The following is a 15743-nucleotide window of genomic DNA, read 5'->3' on the forward strand; positions in this document are numbered from 1 at the left end:
CACGGTCACGCGGCGTCGAGCAGTGCCCGGAGCCGTCGTTCTATGGGGCTCACGGGGTGATCGTGGTGGCCTGGTGGTGCTGGCGCTCTGGAGGCATGGCTGTGCCCGGTGGGTGTGGTGATGGTCGCGGTGTGTCTCGCGATGTCGGTGCCGTCGCTGGTGATGACCCGCCAGCCGGCGTTCTGTTTGGCTCGGTTGTGACCGAGACACATTCCGCCGCCGTTGCCTGCCGAGGTGGCGCCGCCTGTGGCGTGGGGGTCGGCGTGGTCGTATTCGGCGATCGGCGCGTCGCAGTACGGGATCCAGCACGTCTGGTCGCGGAGGTCGAGGAACGTCTTGAGGCCGGTCGGGAACAGGCGTGCCGTGGATTCCATCGCCATCAAGGCTCCGCTGGACGGTGCAGCGTAGATACGCCGCAGCGTGGCCGCGGTGTCGGCGTCCAGCGCGGTGTTCACCATCGCGCGGGCGGCGTCAGCCGGGATTGGGCCGTAGCCGGTGACGTGCGCGGCGGCGGTGCTGTCCCCGAGGAGCACCTCATCGGAGAGGACGAGGTTCACCGCGACCGGCATCGCGTCCGCGCTGGCGGCGCCGGTGACGCGCTCGACGAGGGTGTCGGCCATGACCTGGGCGTGGGTGCGATCATCGCCACCGACGGCGGCGTCAGCGTGCTTCTTCAGCGAGGCGTACACCGAGATCCCGGACGTGAGCGGCAGCAACGCGGACAGCCGCACCATCCCGTCGGGGGCGGGACGGGTCGACACTCGGCGGTCGGACTTCGCGAGGGCGTGGCGGTCGACGACGGCCTGTGGGTCGAGTTCGTAGGCGAGGCGTTTGACCTCAGCGTCCAACGCACGGTCACCCACACCGTTGAGTGCAGAAAGATCCGCGCAGATCCGGCGGTCGATCTCGCCGCGGTCGCGTGGGGTGAGGTGCGCGGTCTCGCGTACCAGGATCGTCGCCCGCCACTCCGTCAGCGCCCCTGATGCCAACGCGGCGCGGGTGTGGGGCATCTCGCGCATCAACGCGCGAGCGAACCCGAGATACCGACCACCAGACGACCCTGACGCTTTCCTGGCCAACGCGACCTCCGAGGCCAACCCGCGACCTTGACGACTCTTCGGCACCCCAGCGGCGGTCTCGGCCTCGACACGCAGCTCTTCGAGCCGCATCGTCTCGACTGCCTGCGCCGCAGCACATCCCGCCTTGATCGCCTCCAGAGTGGCGATTCGATCGACGGCCGCGGACTCCGAGTTCGCGGCGTCGAGATCGGCGAGGGACGACAGGAACGACTGCAGCGCAACTGTTGTCGCGTCTTGCACTGTATCCATGATCCCCCCGAATCGTCTCTCGAACTCATCTTCGACTGTACATGTGCCCACCGACAACGGCTACGACATTCAGGCGCGATGTGGATACGATGCCGAAAAGCAAACGTGCGCAGGGACTCAGGTGCTCGATGCGGTGGCGCCGTAGCCGGCGGCTCGCAGTGTCGAGAGCAGCTCGGAACGCGACGACGAGCCGAGGCGCCGGCGGATGCGCGCGACATGGTGCTCCACGGTTTTCGCCGAGATGAACAGCGCTGCACCGATCTCACGGTAGGTGAGGCCCAGCACCAGCTTTTCGGCGATCTCGGCCTCCCGCTCGGAGAGGGTCGCCACACCGGTCGCGCCGGGCGCGGGGACGGCAGGGGTGTCGGGGTCGTTCGAGGAAGCGGCCGACGGTGTACCGCCGATGGTGCGCGCGGTCTGCAGCAGCGCGGTGGCCGATCGGGTGTCGGCGACCCGCAGTGCGCCTTCCGCGGCGAGTCGGGCGCCGTCGAATCCGTGACCGATCCGATGCAGTTCGTGTGCGGCGAGGTCGATCTCGTCTCCCGACAGCGGGGGATCGGCGGCGTCACCCTGCAGCACCCGCAGCCACACCCGCCCTGCCCGTGCGAGGACTGCGGCGTAGGGGTGGGTGTCGGCGGCCGTGCCGAGCGCTCTGGCGTGTGGCACCAACGCATCCGGGGTGCCCGCGAGGATGGCCGCCAGCACGCCGTACCAGTGCCAGGCCGCGGCCCAGACCGGCGGATCACCCAGTGCCGTGAGCAGTCGATCGACCTCGGAGGCCAGGTGCGCGATGCGGTCGGCGTCCCCGCAGCGTGCCGCGGCCAGCCGCAACTCACCCAGCGGCAGCAGCGCGAACAGATCGGCCTCGGACTCCGCGACCGTCGACTGCGCGTCGCGCCACGCGCTGGCCAGCGCGCCCGAATCGCCTCGACGACGGGCGATACCGGCCCGCAGAGCGTGCGCGAGGAGGCGCTCTCGATGGCACCCCACGGTCACCGACGACGCGAGCGCGGCGGCACGGTTGAGGTCGCCGGCCGCCATGGCGGTCCACGCGTCGAGCAGGAGCAGTCGGGGGCTGCCGGACCCGTCGGTTCCTGTGGCGCGCCGGGCGAGCACCGATGTCGCACCGCCCAGGTCGCCGGTGTGCAGCATCAACAGGATCGCGACGACGGCCGCGGATTCGGGTTCGACGCGAGAGCGTTCGGCCGAGGTCGACGTCGATCGGAGCACTGCGCCGACCGCGGCCGCGGACGAATCCGTCAGCGACGTCATGAGGCCGGTGGCCAGTTGCGCGGCCGCGGTGTTGTCCGTGGTGGGCGGGGCGTGCTCGGCGACGGCGAGGAAGTCCCCGGCCGAGGTCCGGTCGCCGGCTGCGATCAGGGCGACGGCGCCGGCCGCCGCATCTGTTCCGGCGCGTTCGGATCCCAGCCAGCGGAAGAGTTGCGCAGCGCGCGAATAGGTTCCCCGGCGGGCGGCCACCGACGCCGCGATGACGACACCGGTCGCCACCGTGACCTGTTCGTCGGCGCCGAGGGCCTCGTCGGCGATGCGATCGGCCACGTCGAGGTCGTCGGATTCCAGTGCCGCGTGGGCCAGTGGCCGATCGCAGATCGACCTGTCGGCGCCGGCGGCACGTGCGGCCGACCAGATCGTGACCGCGCGGTGACCGCGTGCGGCACGCGCGTGACCGACCAGTGTCTCGGCGAGCGCAGCGTCGACCATCCCGTCGGCCGCGGCCGACAACGCCTGTTCGAGGGGAAGTGTGTTGTGGGCCAGCAGCACCCGGACCAGGGCCGTGCGGGTCGTGGCGATCTGGTGTGCCCCCACGACCGCGGTCAGCGCCGGTGTGGCCTCGGTGAGAAAGGTGTCGGAGTCGCCGAGGAAACCCGATCCGCGCGCGGCGTCGATCGCCGCCGTCGCGACAGCGGGATCGAGACCGCAGGTCTGGACGACGGTGTCCGGGTCGAGTGTGGAACCGACGGCGGCGACGGTCAGCACCCCCAGGGTGGCTCCGTCGAGTCGACGCAGCGTGCGGTGGTGGTGGGCCGAAACGGCCTCGGCGGCCGTCTCGATCGCCGATCGCGCCTCGGTGTGGACCCCGTCGGGCGCGGTGACCGCAGAGATGGCGGCGTCGATCGCCGCGCGGTTTCCGCCGCTCATCCTCGCGATGGCGGTGGCCGCGGCGGGCGACAGCCGACGACCGGATCGTTCGACGACCCCGGTCGAGGTCAGGGGTGGCAGACGAAGGAGACGGCCGTGAGAACCGATCGCGGCGAACAGGTCTCGCAGCAGGGCGCGATGATCACGCGGCTCGGCCGCGACGGCGACGGGAACCTCGCCGGTCGCGACGATCGAGGCCAGTCGCGCGAGCGTTGTGTCGTCGAGTTCGTGGGCGTTGTCGATGACCACCGCGGTCCCGGCTTCGGGCACGGCGGGCACCGACGTCACCACCACTGTGCCGGCGTGGCGGTGGACGTCGGCGATCGCGGTCATCAGGAGGCTCTTCCCGCTCCCGGCGGTGGCACTGATCCCGACGTGCGCGATCCGCTCAGCGCCGACGACCGCCGACAGGAGGGCCTGCGCATCGGGCATGCCCGCGAGGGCGACGCCGGACACGGCGTGATCGATCATCGGCAGGGACGGGTCAGGGCAGACCGGGGATGTTCGGGAGGTTCGGCAGCTTCGGGAGCGTGATCTTCGGTACGTCGAGCGGGTCCGGTCCGGTACCGCGTCCGGTGGGCACAACGGTCTGCGGGTTGCTGGGCACCGGGTTCGGCGCAACGGTGGACGGTGCCGCGGTGGCTGCCGGGGCCGCGGTCTGCGCCGGGGCGGCGTTCCCGCCGCGGGCCTGTGCCTGGGCCTGCGCTTGAGCCTGGGCCTGGGCCTGCGCCTGAGCTTGGGCTTGGGCCCGGGCTTGCGCCTGTGCCTGGGCGCCGGCATCGGTTCGTCCGGCCGACGGTGTGGTGGTGATCCGCGACTCGACGACGGTGGGGACCCCTGCGGTGCGGGAGGCCGAGGCCGAGGTGCTCGCATCGGCGAGCGGGTTGATCGCGGTGGCGACTGCGTCGTCGGCCGGATCGGACCCCGAGTTCAGCGACGCGGCGACCGCGAGTCCGCCCGCGGAGAGCAGGGCGACGGTGACGAAGGCACCGATGAGCGCCAACCTCTTTCGTCGACCGGAGTTCTCGACCGCGTCGACAGCGCTGGGCGCCGGGGTCGCGGCCGCGACGGTGCTGATGCGACTCGCCATCGCCGCGCCGCCGGCGGCGGCAGCCTTGGCGGGCACCGCTGTCGCACCCGATCCCTGCGCAAGGATCGCCGCGCCGTAGGCCGAGGTGGTGGCGGGGTCGGAATCGACGACCACGGGCACGCGAAGCACTCCCGCGAGCATCGCGGCGACGACGGGCATCGCGGCGCCACCACCGGTGAGAAGCAGGGCGCCCACGTCGCGGAAGCGATGCCCGGACGCGGTGACGGCCTCGCGCAACATCGTCATCGAGGCGAACATCTGGTTCTGGACCAGGGATTCGAGCTCCGAGCGACTCAGCGTCGCCGTGGCGGCGGCGCCGGGCAGATCGACGGCGATCGATGCGTCGGTCTCGGTCGAGAGCGACTCCTTCGCCGCCGTGGCGTTCGCGCGGAGGTCGGACATCGCGGCGACCATGGTCGGATCGGACGCATCGACCGCACCGGCACCCGTCGACGCGAGCACGTGGTCGACCACGAGCTGATCGATCGCGTCCCCGCTGATCTCCTGCGACCTCGCGGGCGTACCGACGATCTGCGGGTCCGCGCCTGTCTCGACGACGGCGATGTCGAGCGCGGAGGCACCGAGGTCGTAGACGACGACCAGGGAACCGTCGGACACATGATCGAGTTCGCCGCCCGCTGCGGTGGCGGCGGCCAAACTGGCAAGGGCCTCGGGGACGACGCGGACGTCGGACAGTCCGTTCGCCGCGACCGCGTCACGCAGCGCGTCGTTGTCCGACTGCTGCCATTCGTTGGGCCCGGCGACGACGACGTCGGTCGCGGTGGAGCCCGACTCGTCGGCCAGGGCGACGAGAGCGGAGGCGTACGAGTCGTGGCCTGCGGCCGAATCGGCGGCCGTCGGGCGGACGAGTGCATCGTAGGAACCCGTCGGTGTCGCCGACACCGCGACCGAGCTCGTCGTGCCGATCTTCAGTCCGAGGCCAGCAGCCATGGGGGTCGCTCCGTCCGATTGGGGAGCCCGATCCGACGACGACCCCCCGGCCGGTCGTGACTCCACGGTCAACTTCCTTGTCGCCATCGAACACCCTTCCGTTACCGCTCGCCACCGATTGCGGCGAGTTCGCCGCGGCACAGCAGGTCTCGTTCGGCGCCGAGCGCCGAACGCGGGGTGTCGATACGCGCTCAGCGGCCGAACAGCCCGCCGAGGCCGGGCACGGTGGGCAACGAGGGAACGCTGGGGATCGGGTTGAAGGTCTGCTCGGGAACGGTGTCGCCGCCCGAACCGGTGTCGCCGGATCCCGAACCTCCGCCTGTGGAGCCCGATCCGCCGGTGGACCCGCCGCTCGTCGCCCCGCCGTTCGAACCGCCTCCGGTCGAACCACTGCCGTTCGTGCCCCCACCTGAACCGCCGCTCGACGTGCCCCCGGTCGAGCCGCCGGTCGTCCCGCCGCCCGAACGGGTCCCACCCGTACCCGAGCCGGTCGAACCCGAGCCGGAGCCGCGAGAGGTCCCGTCGGAGGCGCCGTTCGATCCCGCGTCGCCTGCTGCGGATGTCGACCCGGCCGACGCGGGCGTACCCGATCGTGGTGCCGCGGACGACGGAGCTGCCGACCGCGACGAGGCCGAGGGGGATGCTGCCGAGGTCGTGGGCGCAGCGGCCGGACTCTCCGAGGAACTCAGCGCGGTGCCGACCGACAACCCGCCCGCGGTGATGAGCGCTATCGCCACCGCGACCCCGCCGATGATCGCGAGCCGACGTGTACGACCCGACGTCGATGTCGTGGCCACCGGGGTACGTGGCGCGGCCGAGATCGTGCGGGACACCACCGTCTCGGCGGACGCGGGAGCAGAGCCGTTCGACGCTGCGCCGGCGACCTCGGCGGCAGCTGCAGCGGCGTTGGCGGGCATCGCGTCGAGGACAGCGGGTGCGCCGTCGATCTCCGCGGCGAGGATGGCGGCACCGAACGCCGACGTGGTGGCGGGATCGGCGTCGACGACGACCGGGATCCGCAGGACACCGGAGAGCATCTCGGTCACCAGCGGCATCGCCGCCCCGCCACCGGTGAGCAGCAGCGCGCCCACGTCGCGCAGGCTGTGGCCCGACGCGGTGACCGCGTCGCGCAGCAGCGACACCGCCGCGAACATCTGATCGTGCAGCAGCGACTCGATCTCCGACCGCACCAGCCGGGTCTCGGTGTGCAGCCCGGGCAGATCCACGGTGAGAGTGGTGTCGGTGTCGACCGACAGCGTCTCCTTCGCGACCGTGCACCGCCGACGCAGTACGGTCAGCGCCTCGATGGTCGCCGGATCGAACGGCTCGATCGAGTCGACGGCGTCGACCGACTGCAGCACGTGGGCCAGCAGCAGCTGGTCGAACGCGTCGCCGCTGATCTCTTCCGAGCGCGTCGGACGGCCCAGGATCTGCGACTCGTCGCCGGTCCGGACCACGCTGATGTCGAGGGCCGACCCGCCGAGGTCGAACACGACGACGACGTCGGACGGGAGGTCGCGGCCGGTGGCCTGCGCCGCCGCGACGCTCGCGATGGCCTCGGGTACGAAGGTGATGTCGGACAGACCGTGCGCTGCGGCGGCGGTACGCACCGCGTCGATGGCATGGGGCTGCCAACCGTTCGGGCAGGTCACGACGATGCTGGTGGCATCCGAGCGTGACTCGGTGGCCAGGCACGCCAGTGCGGTCGCGTACAGGTCCTCGCCGCTGAAGCGTCGACCGTCGTCGGCGACGAGTGCCACCGGGTCACCCACACGCTCGGTGAAGCCGGACAGTCGGGCCGAGCCCGCACTGTCGGCGTCCTGGCGTGCCGACGCGAGCACCGGTTCGCGTCCGGGCGCGACATCGAGGGCGGTGGGCCGGACCAGCGCGTCATAGGTGCCCGAGGGCGTGGAGGAGACGGCGACCGACATCGTGGCGCCGACCTTCATGCCCAGGCCCGACGGCCGGCGGGTGTCCGCTGCCGCGGCGGGCGTGTGCCGGCCTCCGGCACCGTGATCGTGGTGGCCTCCGGCCATGGGGTCGACTCCCGTTCGCTCACTGGAGTGGAGTTCGACACCGGGCGCCTGAGCGCACCTCGACCCGAATCCACCGGTTCTCTTTCCGGCATGTCGTCATCGGGCATCGCCGCGTTACCGCACGTCGCACCCCCTCGACAGGTTGCGGGGGCATCCCCTAACGCCCCCGATCCGACAGGGGGCTTCACCCCGTTGGCCCGGCCCCCGGGCGTCCCTAGCGTGGTCAGCAGTCAGGTGACGCCCATCGCGCCGCCTCGAGTTCCCCAGGAGCACCGATGCCCACGAACGCCGTTCTCGACTTCATCCTCAACCTGCTGCGCGACGACAAGGCCGCCGCGGCGTACCTCCGTGATCCGCAGTGCGCCCTCGACACCGCGGGCCTGACCGACCTCTGCCCGGCCGACATCGTCGCTGCGGCGCCGGCCGTCGCCGAGTCGGGACTGTTCCCGGGCGGATCGCGACTGGCCTCGATCGTCGGTGCGGGCACCCCCGCCGCCGGCGGTCTCGGTGGCCTGGGCGGCGGTCTCGGTGGGGTGAACGTGGGTGGTCTCGGCCTGGGCGGGGCGGCGCTGGGCGGACTCGGCGGTGTCGCGGTCGGTCTGGGCGGCGTGAACCTCGGTGGGATCAACCTGGGTGGCATCAACCTGGGCAGCTTCGGCGGCCTGAACCTCGGTGGCATCGACTTCGGGTCGCTGTCGTTGGGCAACATCGATCTCGGCGGGATCGCGCTGGGTGGCATCGACCTCGGCAACCTCATCTCGGCGAACAACCTCATCAGCCTCGGCCTGGGAAGCCTGTCGCTCGGCAGCCTGGCCCTGGGTGACCTGGCCATCGGCACGCAGCTGTCGGCTGCCTTGGCCGCCGCACTCGCCGGTGCGCTCACCGTCGGCGGCGACATCGCGGCCGGCCTCGGTGTCGCGCTCGGTGCCCTCGTCGACGCGGCCCTGGCCGTCGGCGGCGGCCTTGGCGCCGTGTTCGACGCGAACGGACTGCTGAACATCGGCGCCACCATCGCCGGCGTGTTCACCGGCGGACTCGGACTGGCCGCCGGACTCGGCGTGCAGCTGGCCGGCACGATCAACGCGGCGCTGGGTGCTGCCGGTGTCGTGGTCGCCGGTGGCACCGCCACCGTCGGCGCGGTCCTCGGTGGTGCGCTCGCGGTCGGTGGATCGCTGGCCGCCAACGTCGGTGCCGCCCTCGGTGCGGCGGTCGGCGGCGCCGTCGGTGTCGGTGGCGTACTCGCCGCCGACCTCGCCGGTGCCCTCTCGGCCGGCCTCGGGGTCGCGGGCTCGCTCGCCGCGGTCCTCGGTGGAGGCCTCGGACTCGGCGCGAACCTGCTCGGCGGCGTCGTCGCACAACTCGGCGGTGCCCTCGGATCGGCCCTGGGCGTCACCGCCGGTCTCGGTGGCGCGCTGACCGGACTGCTCGACGCCTCGGTCGTCGCGGGACTCGTCGGCGGACTCACCACCACGCTGCAGGGCGCGCTGTCGGCGGCGCTGGGCGCAGGTGGCGCGATCGGCGCCGACCTCGGTCTGGCCCTCGGAGCGGCGCTCGGCGCGGTGACCGACGTCTCTGGTCTGCTCGACCTCGGTGCGGTCCTTGGCGCCGGTGGTGCGCTGGCCGCCGCGTTCACCGGCGCGCTCGGACTCGGTGGCGGCATCACCGCCGCCCTGGCCGCCTCCCTCGACGCCGCGCTGGGTGCGGCCGGCGGCATCGACCTCGGCGCGATCCTCGCCGGCGGCGGCGACCTCGGCCTGGCGCTCGGCACCGCGCTGTCGGGTGTCCTCGGCGCCGGCGGTGCCGTCGCGGCGAACCTCGGCCTCGCCCTCGGCTCGGTGCTCGGCGGAACCCTCAGCGGTGCGGCCGGTCTCGGCGGCGCTCTCGGGGCACAGCTGTCCGGCCTGCTCGCCGGCGGTGTCGGCCTCGGCGCCGCCCTCTCGACCGTTCTCGGTGGGGCGCTCGGCCTCTCGTCGGCCCTCAATCTCTCCTCCGTGATCGACCTCTCCGGTGCCCTCGATCTCGGCGGCTCGCTCGCCGCGGCCCTCGGCGCCGGCGGCCTGCTCACCGGCACCCTCACGACGCTCCTCGACGCCGGTCTCGCGACGCAGCTCTCCGGCGCGCTCGGAGCCGTCCTCGGCGCCGGTGGTGCGGTCGCCGCCGACGTCGGCGGCGCACTCGGTGGTGCCCTGGGCGGCCTCCTCACCGTCGGCGGCCTGCTCGACGGTGGCATCGCCCTGTCGGCCGGTGCCGCACTGGCCGGGCAGCTCGGCGCCGCCCTGGGTCTCGACGGACTCCTCGTCGGACAGCTGGGCGGCGCACTCGACGCCCTGCTGGGTGCCGGTGTCGACGTGGCCGGCGTGCTCGCGGGCACCACGAACCTCGCCGCCGTACTCGGCGGGGCGGTGGGACTCGGCGGTGCGGCCGCGGCCGATCTCGGCGCGACCCTGGGAGCGGTGCTGGGCACCGGCCTCACCGGCGTCCTCGGCGCCCAGCTCTCCGGCCTGCTCGCCGGCGGTGTCGGACTCGACGCCGCCCTGTCGACCGTCCTCGGCGGCGCGCTGGGTCTCGGGGGTGCGCTGGGTCTCGGTGGCGGGCTTGATCTCGGTGGTGCACTCGCCTCGGCCCTCGGCGCCGGCGGTGTGCTGTCGACCGATCTTGCCGCCGCCCTCGGCGGCGACATCGCCGCCCAGCTCTCCGGTGCCCTCGGCGCCGCGCTGTCGGCAGGTGGAACCCTCGGCGCCGGTCTCGGTGCCTCGCTCGGCTCGGTGCTGACCGCGGCCGCCGGTCTCGGTGGCCTCGCCGCCGTCAACCCCGCGCTCGCGCTCGGCCTCGGTGGGACGCTCGCCGCGAACCTCGGTGCCGCGCTCGGTGTCGACGGCCTCGTCGTCGGCCAGCTCGGCGGCGCCCTCGACGCGATCCTGGGTGGTGGCGTCGACCTCGCGGGCGTGCTCTCCGGCACCACCGACCTCTCGGCGATCCTCGCCGGCGCGGTGGGCGCCGGTGGCGCACTCGGCGCCGGCCTCGGTGCATCGTTCGGCGCCGTCCTGGGCACCGCGCTCTCCGGCTCGCTCGGCGCGCAGGTCTCGGGCCTCCTCGCCGGCGGCCTCGATCTCGGGACGGCCCTGTCGACCGTGCTCGGTGCCGCGGTCGGCCTCGACGCGACCGGCGCGCTGGGCCTCGACACGGCCGCGGCGCTGGGGACCGACCTGGTCGCCGCACTCGGCGTCGGCGGCCTCGCGACCACCGACCTCACCGCGCTGGTCTCGGGCGGACTCGCCGCCGACCTGTCCGGTTCGCTCGCCACCGCGTTCGGTGCCGGCGGCTCGGCAGTCGCAGGACTGGGCACCGCGATCGGTGGCGCGGTCACGACGGCCCTGGCGGCCGGCACCATCGCCCCGGCACTGGGTCTCGATGTCGGCTCGGTGCTCGCCGGCGGCCTCACCGCGGGACTCGGCGTCGACCCGGCGCTCGTGTCGCAGCTCGGCGCGGCCTTCACCACCGTCCTCGGCGGCGACATCGATCTCGCCGGTGTGCTCGGCGGCACCGCCGACATCGGCGGCGCGCTCGGTGCGGCCCTCGGACTCGGCGGCGACGGCGCCGCCGCCCTCGGGGCATCGCTCGGCGCGGTCGCCGGATCGGCTCTCGATCTCGGATCCCTCGGGGGGCCGCTCGGCGGCTCGCTCGCCGGTGGCCTGGGCACAAACCTCCTGGCCGGCCTCGGTGGCGGACTCGACGCGGGCAGCGTCCTCGGTTCGGCGTTCGGCGGTGCACTGTCGCTCGACGGCAACGCCGCGGGCGGCCTCGGGACCGCGTTCACCACGGCTCTCGCCGCGGGCGGCGATCTCGGCGGCGGGGTCACCGGCCTCGCCGGTGCAGGCGCCGGACTCGGCGGCGTGGCATCGCTCGGGACCGGCCTCGCCGGATCACTGGGCACCGGACTCGGCGGCACCCTGGGCACCGGCCTGGCCGGATCCCTCGGAACCGGATCGGGACTGGCAGCGCCGGACCCCGCGACGACGCTGGGCGCGGCCACGACGGGTCTGCACGGACTCACCGAGGCGGGCACGTCGCTCACCGGTGGGCTGGGGCTCGGGTCGGGTGTCCACAGCGCTCTCGGCGGCGACGCCACCGCGAACCTGCAGGGCGCGCTCGACTCGGTGCATTCGGTGTCGGCCGGTGGCGCGACGACCGGAGCCGCGGGGCTCGCCGGCGACGTATCCGGCGCGGCTGCGGGGACCGGCGACGTCACCGGCGCGCTGCACGGTGTCACCGACGCCACAGCCGGTCTCGCCGGCAGCGGCGCGGCGGGACTCGCGGGCGGCGTCACGTCGCACCAGGGCTGGTCGGGGCTCGACGCCGACCACACCTTCGGCGCCACGACCACGTCGTCCACCGCCGCCGACGGCAGCGCCCACGGATCGGCCCTGCACGACTCGGGTCTCACCGGCGGACTGACCGACGGCCTCTCGACCGGGCTCGGCGGCACCGCCGACACCGCGTCGCACACCGATGCGGCCGCCACACAGAACCACCATCTGGACCTCGGACACGGGCTGCTGCCCTGATCGAGATCACCGCGAGCTCGTCACCGACGGTGGGTGGTTGCCCCGAACTGCCGCCCACGACCGTGTGACAGCGTCGGCCCCGTACGCTTGCGTGCGGGGCCGATGCGGTTCGCGGACCCGGATACATCCCAAACGCCCAGTTCAGACAGGCCATCGCGCGGTCGGCGCCGCCGGTGGACGCGACAGGTTGAGGTCGTCGACTCCCCATGCACGTCATCCCGACCGGATCCGACGGATCATCGGCACAGCAGGCGGCGTCGGGGTCGCAGCTCGGTGACCTCCTCGGGCAGATGGCCCAGATCGCGGTCGGGGTCGACCGCCACGACCTCGCCGACCGCCTCGCGGGCGCCCGCACCCGCGTCACCGACCCCAGGCTGCGGATCGTCGTCGTCGGACCCCTCAAACAGGGCAAGAGCCAGTTCGTGAACTCGCTTCTCGGCGTCGACGTCTGCTCGGTCGGCGACGACGAGACCACCGCCGTGCCCACGCTGGTGTCGTACGCGGCGCAGCCGTCGGCACAACTGGTCCTCGACAGCGGGACCGACGAACCGATCCGGGTGCCCGTCCCCCTCGACGACATCCACGCGGTGACACCGCGCAGCCCGCTGGCCGGTGGCCGCACCGTCCTGCGCCTCGAGATCGCGGCGCCGAGCGCACTGCTCGCCGACGGCCTCGTCCTCGTCGACACCCCCGGGGTCGGCGGTCACGGGAACCCGCATGCCGCATCGACCCTCGGTCTCATCCCCACCGCCGACGCGGTGTTCGTGCTCTCCGACGCCAGTCAGGAGTTCACCGAACCCGAGGTCGCCTTCCTGCGACAGGTCACCGCCCTGTGCCCCACGGTGGCCTGCCTCATCAGCAAGACCGATCTCTACCCGCACTGGCGGGCCGTCGTCGACGCCGACCGCGCACACCTCGAACGCGAGGGCATCGACGTCCCGCTGCTGCCGATCTCGTCGGTGTTGCGTTCACATGCGTTGCGCCGCAACGACGATGCGCTCAACGCCGAATCCGGCTTCGCGGCCCTCTACGCGTACCTGCGCGAGAAGGTCGTCGCGCACGCCGACACCATGACCCGGGCCTCGGTCGCATCCGACCTGCGGTCGGTGTCGGAACACCTTGCGCTGACCCTCGGGAGCGAACTCGCCGCGCTGCGCGATCCCGAGACCGCAGCCGCCGCGGTCGCCGGACTGCAGCGGGCCCAGGCCGCGGCAGCGCAGATGCAGACCACCTCGGCGCTGTGGCAGCAGACCCTCGCCGACGGGATCGGCGACCTCGCCGCCGACATCGACCACGATCTGCGCGACCGGCTGCGCGCGGTGACCCGTGAGGCCGAGAAGGCCGTCGAGGAGGGCGATCCCGGCAAGGACTGGCCACAGCTCAGTGACTGGCTCGCCGACCAGATCGGTCTCGCGGTCGGCGACAACTTCGTGTGGGCGCAACAGCGGACCGTCTGGCTCGCACAGCGCGTCGCCGACCATTTCGCCGCCGCCGGCGAGGTGGTGTTGCCCGACCTCGACATCTCCGACCTCGACGGCGTCTTCGACACCGTCACCGAACTCTCCGACCTCGAGTCGGGCCGCATCGGCATCGGTCAGAAGATGCTCATCGGCATGCGCGGGTCGTACGGCGGTGTGCTCATGTTCGGCCTGCTGACCACCGTCGTCGGGCTCACCCTCATCAACCCCATCTCGGTCGGCGCCGGAGTCCTGTTGGGCACCAAGGCCTATCGCGACGAGAAGGAGGGGCGCATCGAGGGGCGGCGGGCGAAGGCGCGTCAGGCCATCGGCAAGTTCACCGACGACGTCAGCTTCCAGGTCGGCAAGGAGTCGCGCGATCGGCTGCGCCACACCCAGCGCGCGCTGCGCGATCACTTCGCCGCGGTCGCCGATCAGACCGCTCGATCGGTCAACGACTCGCTGCGGTCTGCGCAGGAGGCCGCCTCGGCCCAGAGTGCGCACCGCACCACGCGGATGGCCGAGCTGGAGGCGCAACTGCACGCCGTCGGTGCACTGCGCACCGTCGCCGATCAGCTCGAGCCGCCGGCCGGTGCGATCCCGGTCGAGCGCGTCGCCACGCCCGAACCGGTCGAGCACGCGCCCGTACCCACCCGATCGATCGCGCGGCACCGGAAGCAGTGAGCACCTCCGATAGGACGCGCGCACTGATCGAGGCCGCTCGCGTCGCCCACCACGACGACCCGTGGGTCGACCGCATGCTCACCGAGTGCGCCGACCGGCTCGACGAGCCGCTGCGGTTGGCCCTGGCCGGCTCGCTGAAGGCGGGGAAGTCGACGTTGCTCAACGCCCTTGTCGGCCAGGACATCGCACCCACCGACGCGACCGAGTGCACGCGCGTCGTCACCTGGTACCGCCGCGGCACCACCCCGACGGTCACCGCGACCTACGACGGCGATCAGCGTGTCGACATCCCCGTGTTGCGGCCGGCCGGTCGGCTGACCTTCGATTTCGGGTCGCTCACCGCCGACCGCGTCGACCGTCTCGACGTCTCCTGGCCCGCCCGCACCCTGCAGTCGACCACCATCATCGACACGCCGGGAACGGCGTCGCTGTCGCGGCGGGTGTCGAGACAGACCGTCGAGATGCTCACCCCCGACAACGGCGAGTCCGGCGCCGACGCCGTCGTGTACCTGCTGCGGTCGCTCACCCACACCGACACCGCCATGCTGGGGCGTATCGGGCAGGCCATCGGCCGCGAATCGGGGCCGCTGGGCGTGGTGGGTGTGGTGTCACGGGCCGACGAGATCGGTGCCGGCCGGGTGGACGCGATGATGTCGGCGCGCGACGTCGCGGCCCGTTTCGCCTCCGAACTCGAACGCACCGGACTGTGCCAGGCCGTCGTGCCGGTGGCCGGTCTGCTGGCTCTCGGCGCCCGCACCCTGCGCGAGGTGGAATACCGCGCACTGGTCGCGCTCGCCGCGGTGCCACCCGACGACCTCGCCCTGGCGATGCTGTCGGCCGACCGCTTCTCGGCGCCGACCACCGATCTCCCGGTCGCGCCGCAGACGCGTGCGGAACTGCTCGATCGGTTCGGTGTCTTCGGTGTCCGGATGGCCGTCACCTTGATCCGCCTGGGCAGCCCCGACAGCCCCACGCTGGCCGCCGAACTGATCGAGCGCAGCGGGCTCGACGAGCTCCGCTCGGTGATCGATGTGCAGTTCGGGCAGCGCACCGACCAGCTCAAGAGTCACACCGCGCTGGTCACGCTCGGGCGGATCCTCGACGAGAGTGACGCGCCGGGTTCGCAGGCCATCGCCGCCGACGTCCATCGGATGCTCGCCGACGTCCACGGTTTCACCGAGCTGCGTCTGCTCGGACGGATGCGTGCCGGCGTCATCCATCTCCCCGGGGACCACCTCGACGAACTGACCCGCATCGTCGGCGGTGTCGGCATCGACCCGATGGTGCGGCTCGGTCTCGATCCCGACGCCGGCACCGACGCCGTGCGCACCGCGGCGCTCGATGCGATCCGGATGTGGCGGGCACGCGCCGCGCACCCGCTGCTCGACCGACCCACCTCGTTGGCGTGCGGGGTCGCGGCACGCAGCGCCGAAGGTGTGCTCGCCGCACTGCCCGCTGATCGCTGATCTCTG

At 72.9% G+C, this 15743-nt stretch carries 7 protein-coding genes; 3 read left to right on the forward strand and 4 right to left on the reverse strand.

The window, feature by feature from the left end:
* Window positions 1-5 precede the first annotated feature (5 nt).
* The 4 genes from ACLBW1_RS04390 to ACLBW1_RS04405 form a co-directional block, all read right to left on the reverse strand.
* Window positions 6-1328, reverse strand: coding sequence for an HNH endonuclease (locus ACLBW1_RS04390; RefSeq protein ID WP_447810302.1), 1323 nt, complete (start codon window positions 1326-1328; stop codon window positions 6-8).
* A 117-nt stretch (window positions 1329-1445) separates the two neighbouring features.
* Window positions 1446-3959: a LuxR C-terminal-related transcriptional regulator gene (locus tag ACLBW1_RS04395; RefSeq protein ID WP_447810303.1), complete on the reverse strand. Its 2514-nt coding sequence runs from the start codon at window positions 3957-3959 to the stop codon at window positions 1446-1448.
* 13 nt (window positions 3960-3972) lie between these two features.
* On the reverse strand, window positions 3973-5529 hold the full coding sequence (locus ACLBW1_RS04400) for an Hsp70 family protein (protein WP_447810304.1): 1557 nt from the start codon (window positions 5527-5529) through the stop codon (window positions 3973-3975).
* A 191-nt stretch (window positions 5530-5720) separates the two neighbouring features.
* Window positions 5721-7565 carry an Hsp70 family protein gene (locus ACLBW1_RS04405; RefSeq protein ID WP_447810306.1) on the reverse strand — a complete coding sequence of 615 codons (1845 nt, stop codon included), beginning with the start codon at window positions 7563-7565 and terminating at the stop codon, window positions 5721-5723.
* Between the two features lie 275 nt (window positions 7566-7840).
* Here ACLBW1_RS04405 and ACLBW1_RS04410 point away from each other — a divergent pair, with 275 nt between their 5' ends.
* The 3 genes from ACLBW1_RS04410 (at window position 7841) to ACLBW1_RS04420 (ending at window position 15737) form a co-directional block, all read left to right on the forward strand.
* Window positions 7841-12130 carry an IniB N-terminal domain-containing protein gene (locus tag ACLBW1_RS04410; protein ID WP_447810307.1) on the forward strand — a complete coding sequence of 1430 codons (4290 nt, stop codon included), beginning with the start codon at window positions 7841-7843 and terminating at the stop codon, window positions 12128-12130.
* A 206-nt stretch (window positions 12131-12336) separates the two neighbouring features.
* Window positions 12337-14271 carry a dynamin family protein gene (locus ACLBW1_RS04415; protein WP_447810308.1) on the forward strand — a complete coding sequence of 645 codons (1935 nt, stop codon included), beginning with the start codon at window positions 12337-12339 and terminating at the stop codon, window positions 14269-14271.
* Window positions 14268-15737 (forward strand): dynamin family protein, encoded by a 1470-nt coding sequence (locus ACLBW1_RS04420; RefSeq protein WP_447810309.1) that lies wholly within the window; start codon window positions 14268-14270, stop codon window positions 15735-15737. Before ACLBW1_RS04415 ends, ACLBW1_RS04420 begins: the two co-directional genes overlap by 4 nt.
* Window positions 15738-15743: the final 6 nt, after the last annotated feature.

Source organism: Williamsia sp. M5A3_1d (assembly GCF_053345315.1).

Coding starts and splice junctions, on each gene's coding strand:
- ACLBW1_RS04395 (WP_447810303.1), bottom strand. CDS start 3,959: ATGATCGATCACGCCGTGTCCGGCGTCGCCCTCGCGGGCATGCCCGAT.
- ACLBW1_RS04390 (WP_447810302.1), bottom strand. CDS start 1,328: ATGGATACAGTGCAAGACGCGACAACAGTTGCGCTGCAGTCGTTCCTG.
- ACLBW1_RS04405 (WP_447810306.1), bottom strand. CDS start 7,565: ATGGCCGGAGGCCACCACGATCACGGTGCCGGAGGCCGGCACACGCCC.
- ACLBW1_RS04400 (WP_447810304.1), bottom strand. CDS start 5,529: ATGGCTGCTGGCCTCGGACTGAAGATCGGCACGACGAGCTCGGTCGCG.
- ACLBW1_RS04415 (WP_447810308.1), top strand. CDS start 12,337: ATGCACGTCATCCCGACCGGATCCGACGGATCATCGGCACAGCAGGCG.
- ACLBW1_RS04410 (WP_447810307.1), top strand. CDS start 7,841: ATGCCCACGAACGCCGTTCTCGACTTCATCCTCAACCTGCTGCGCGAC.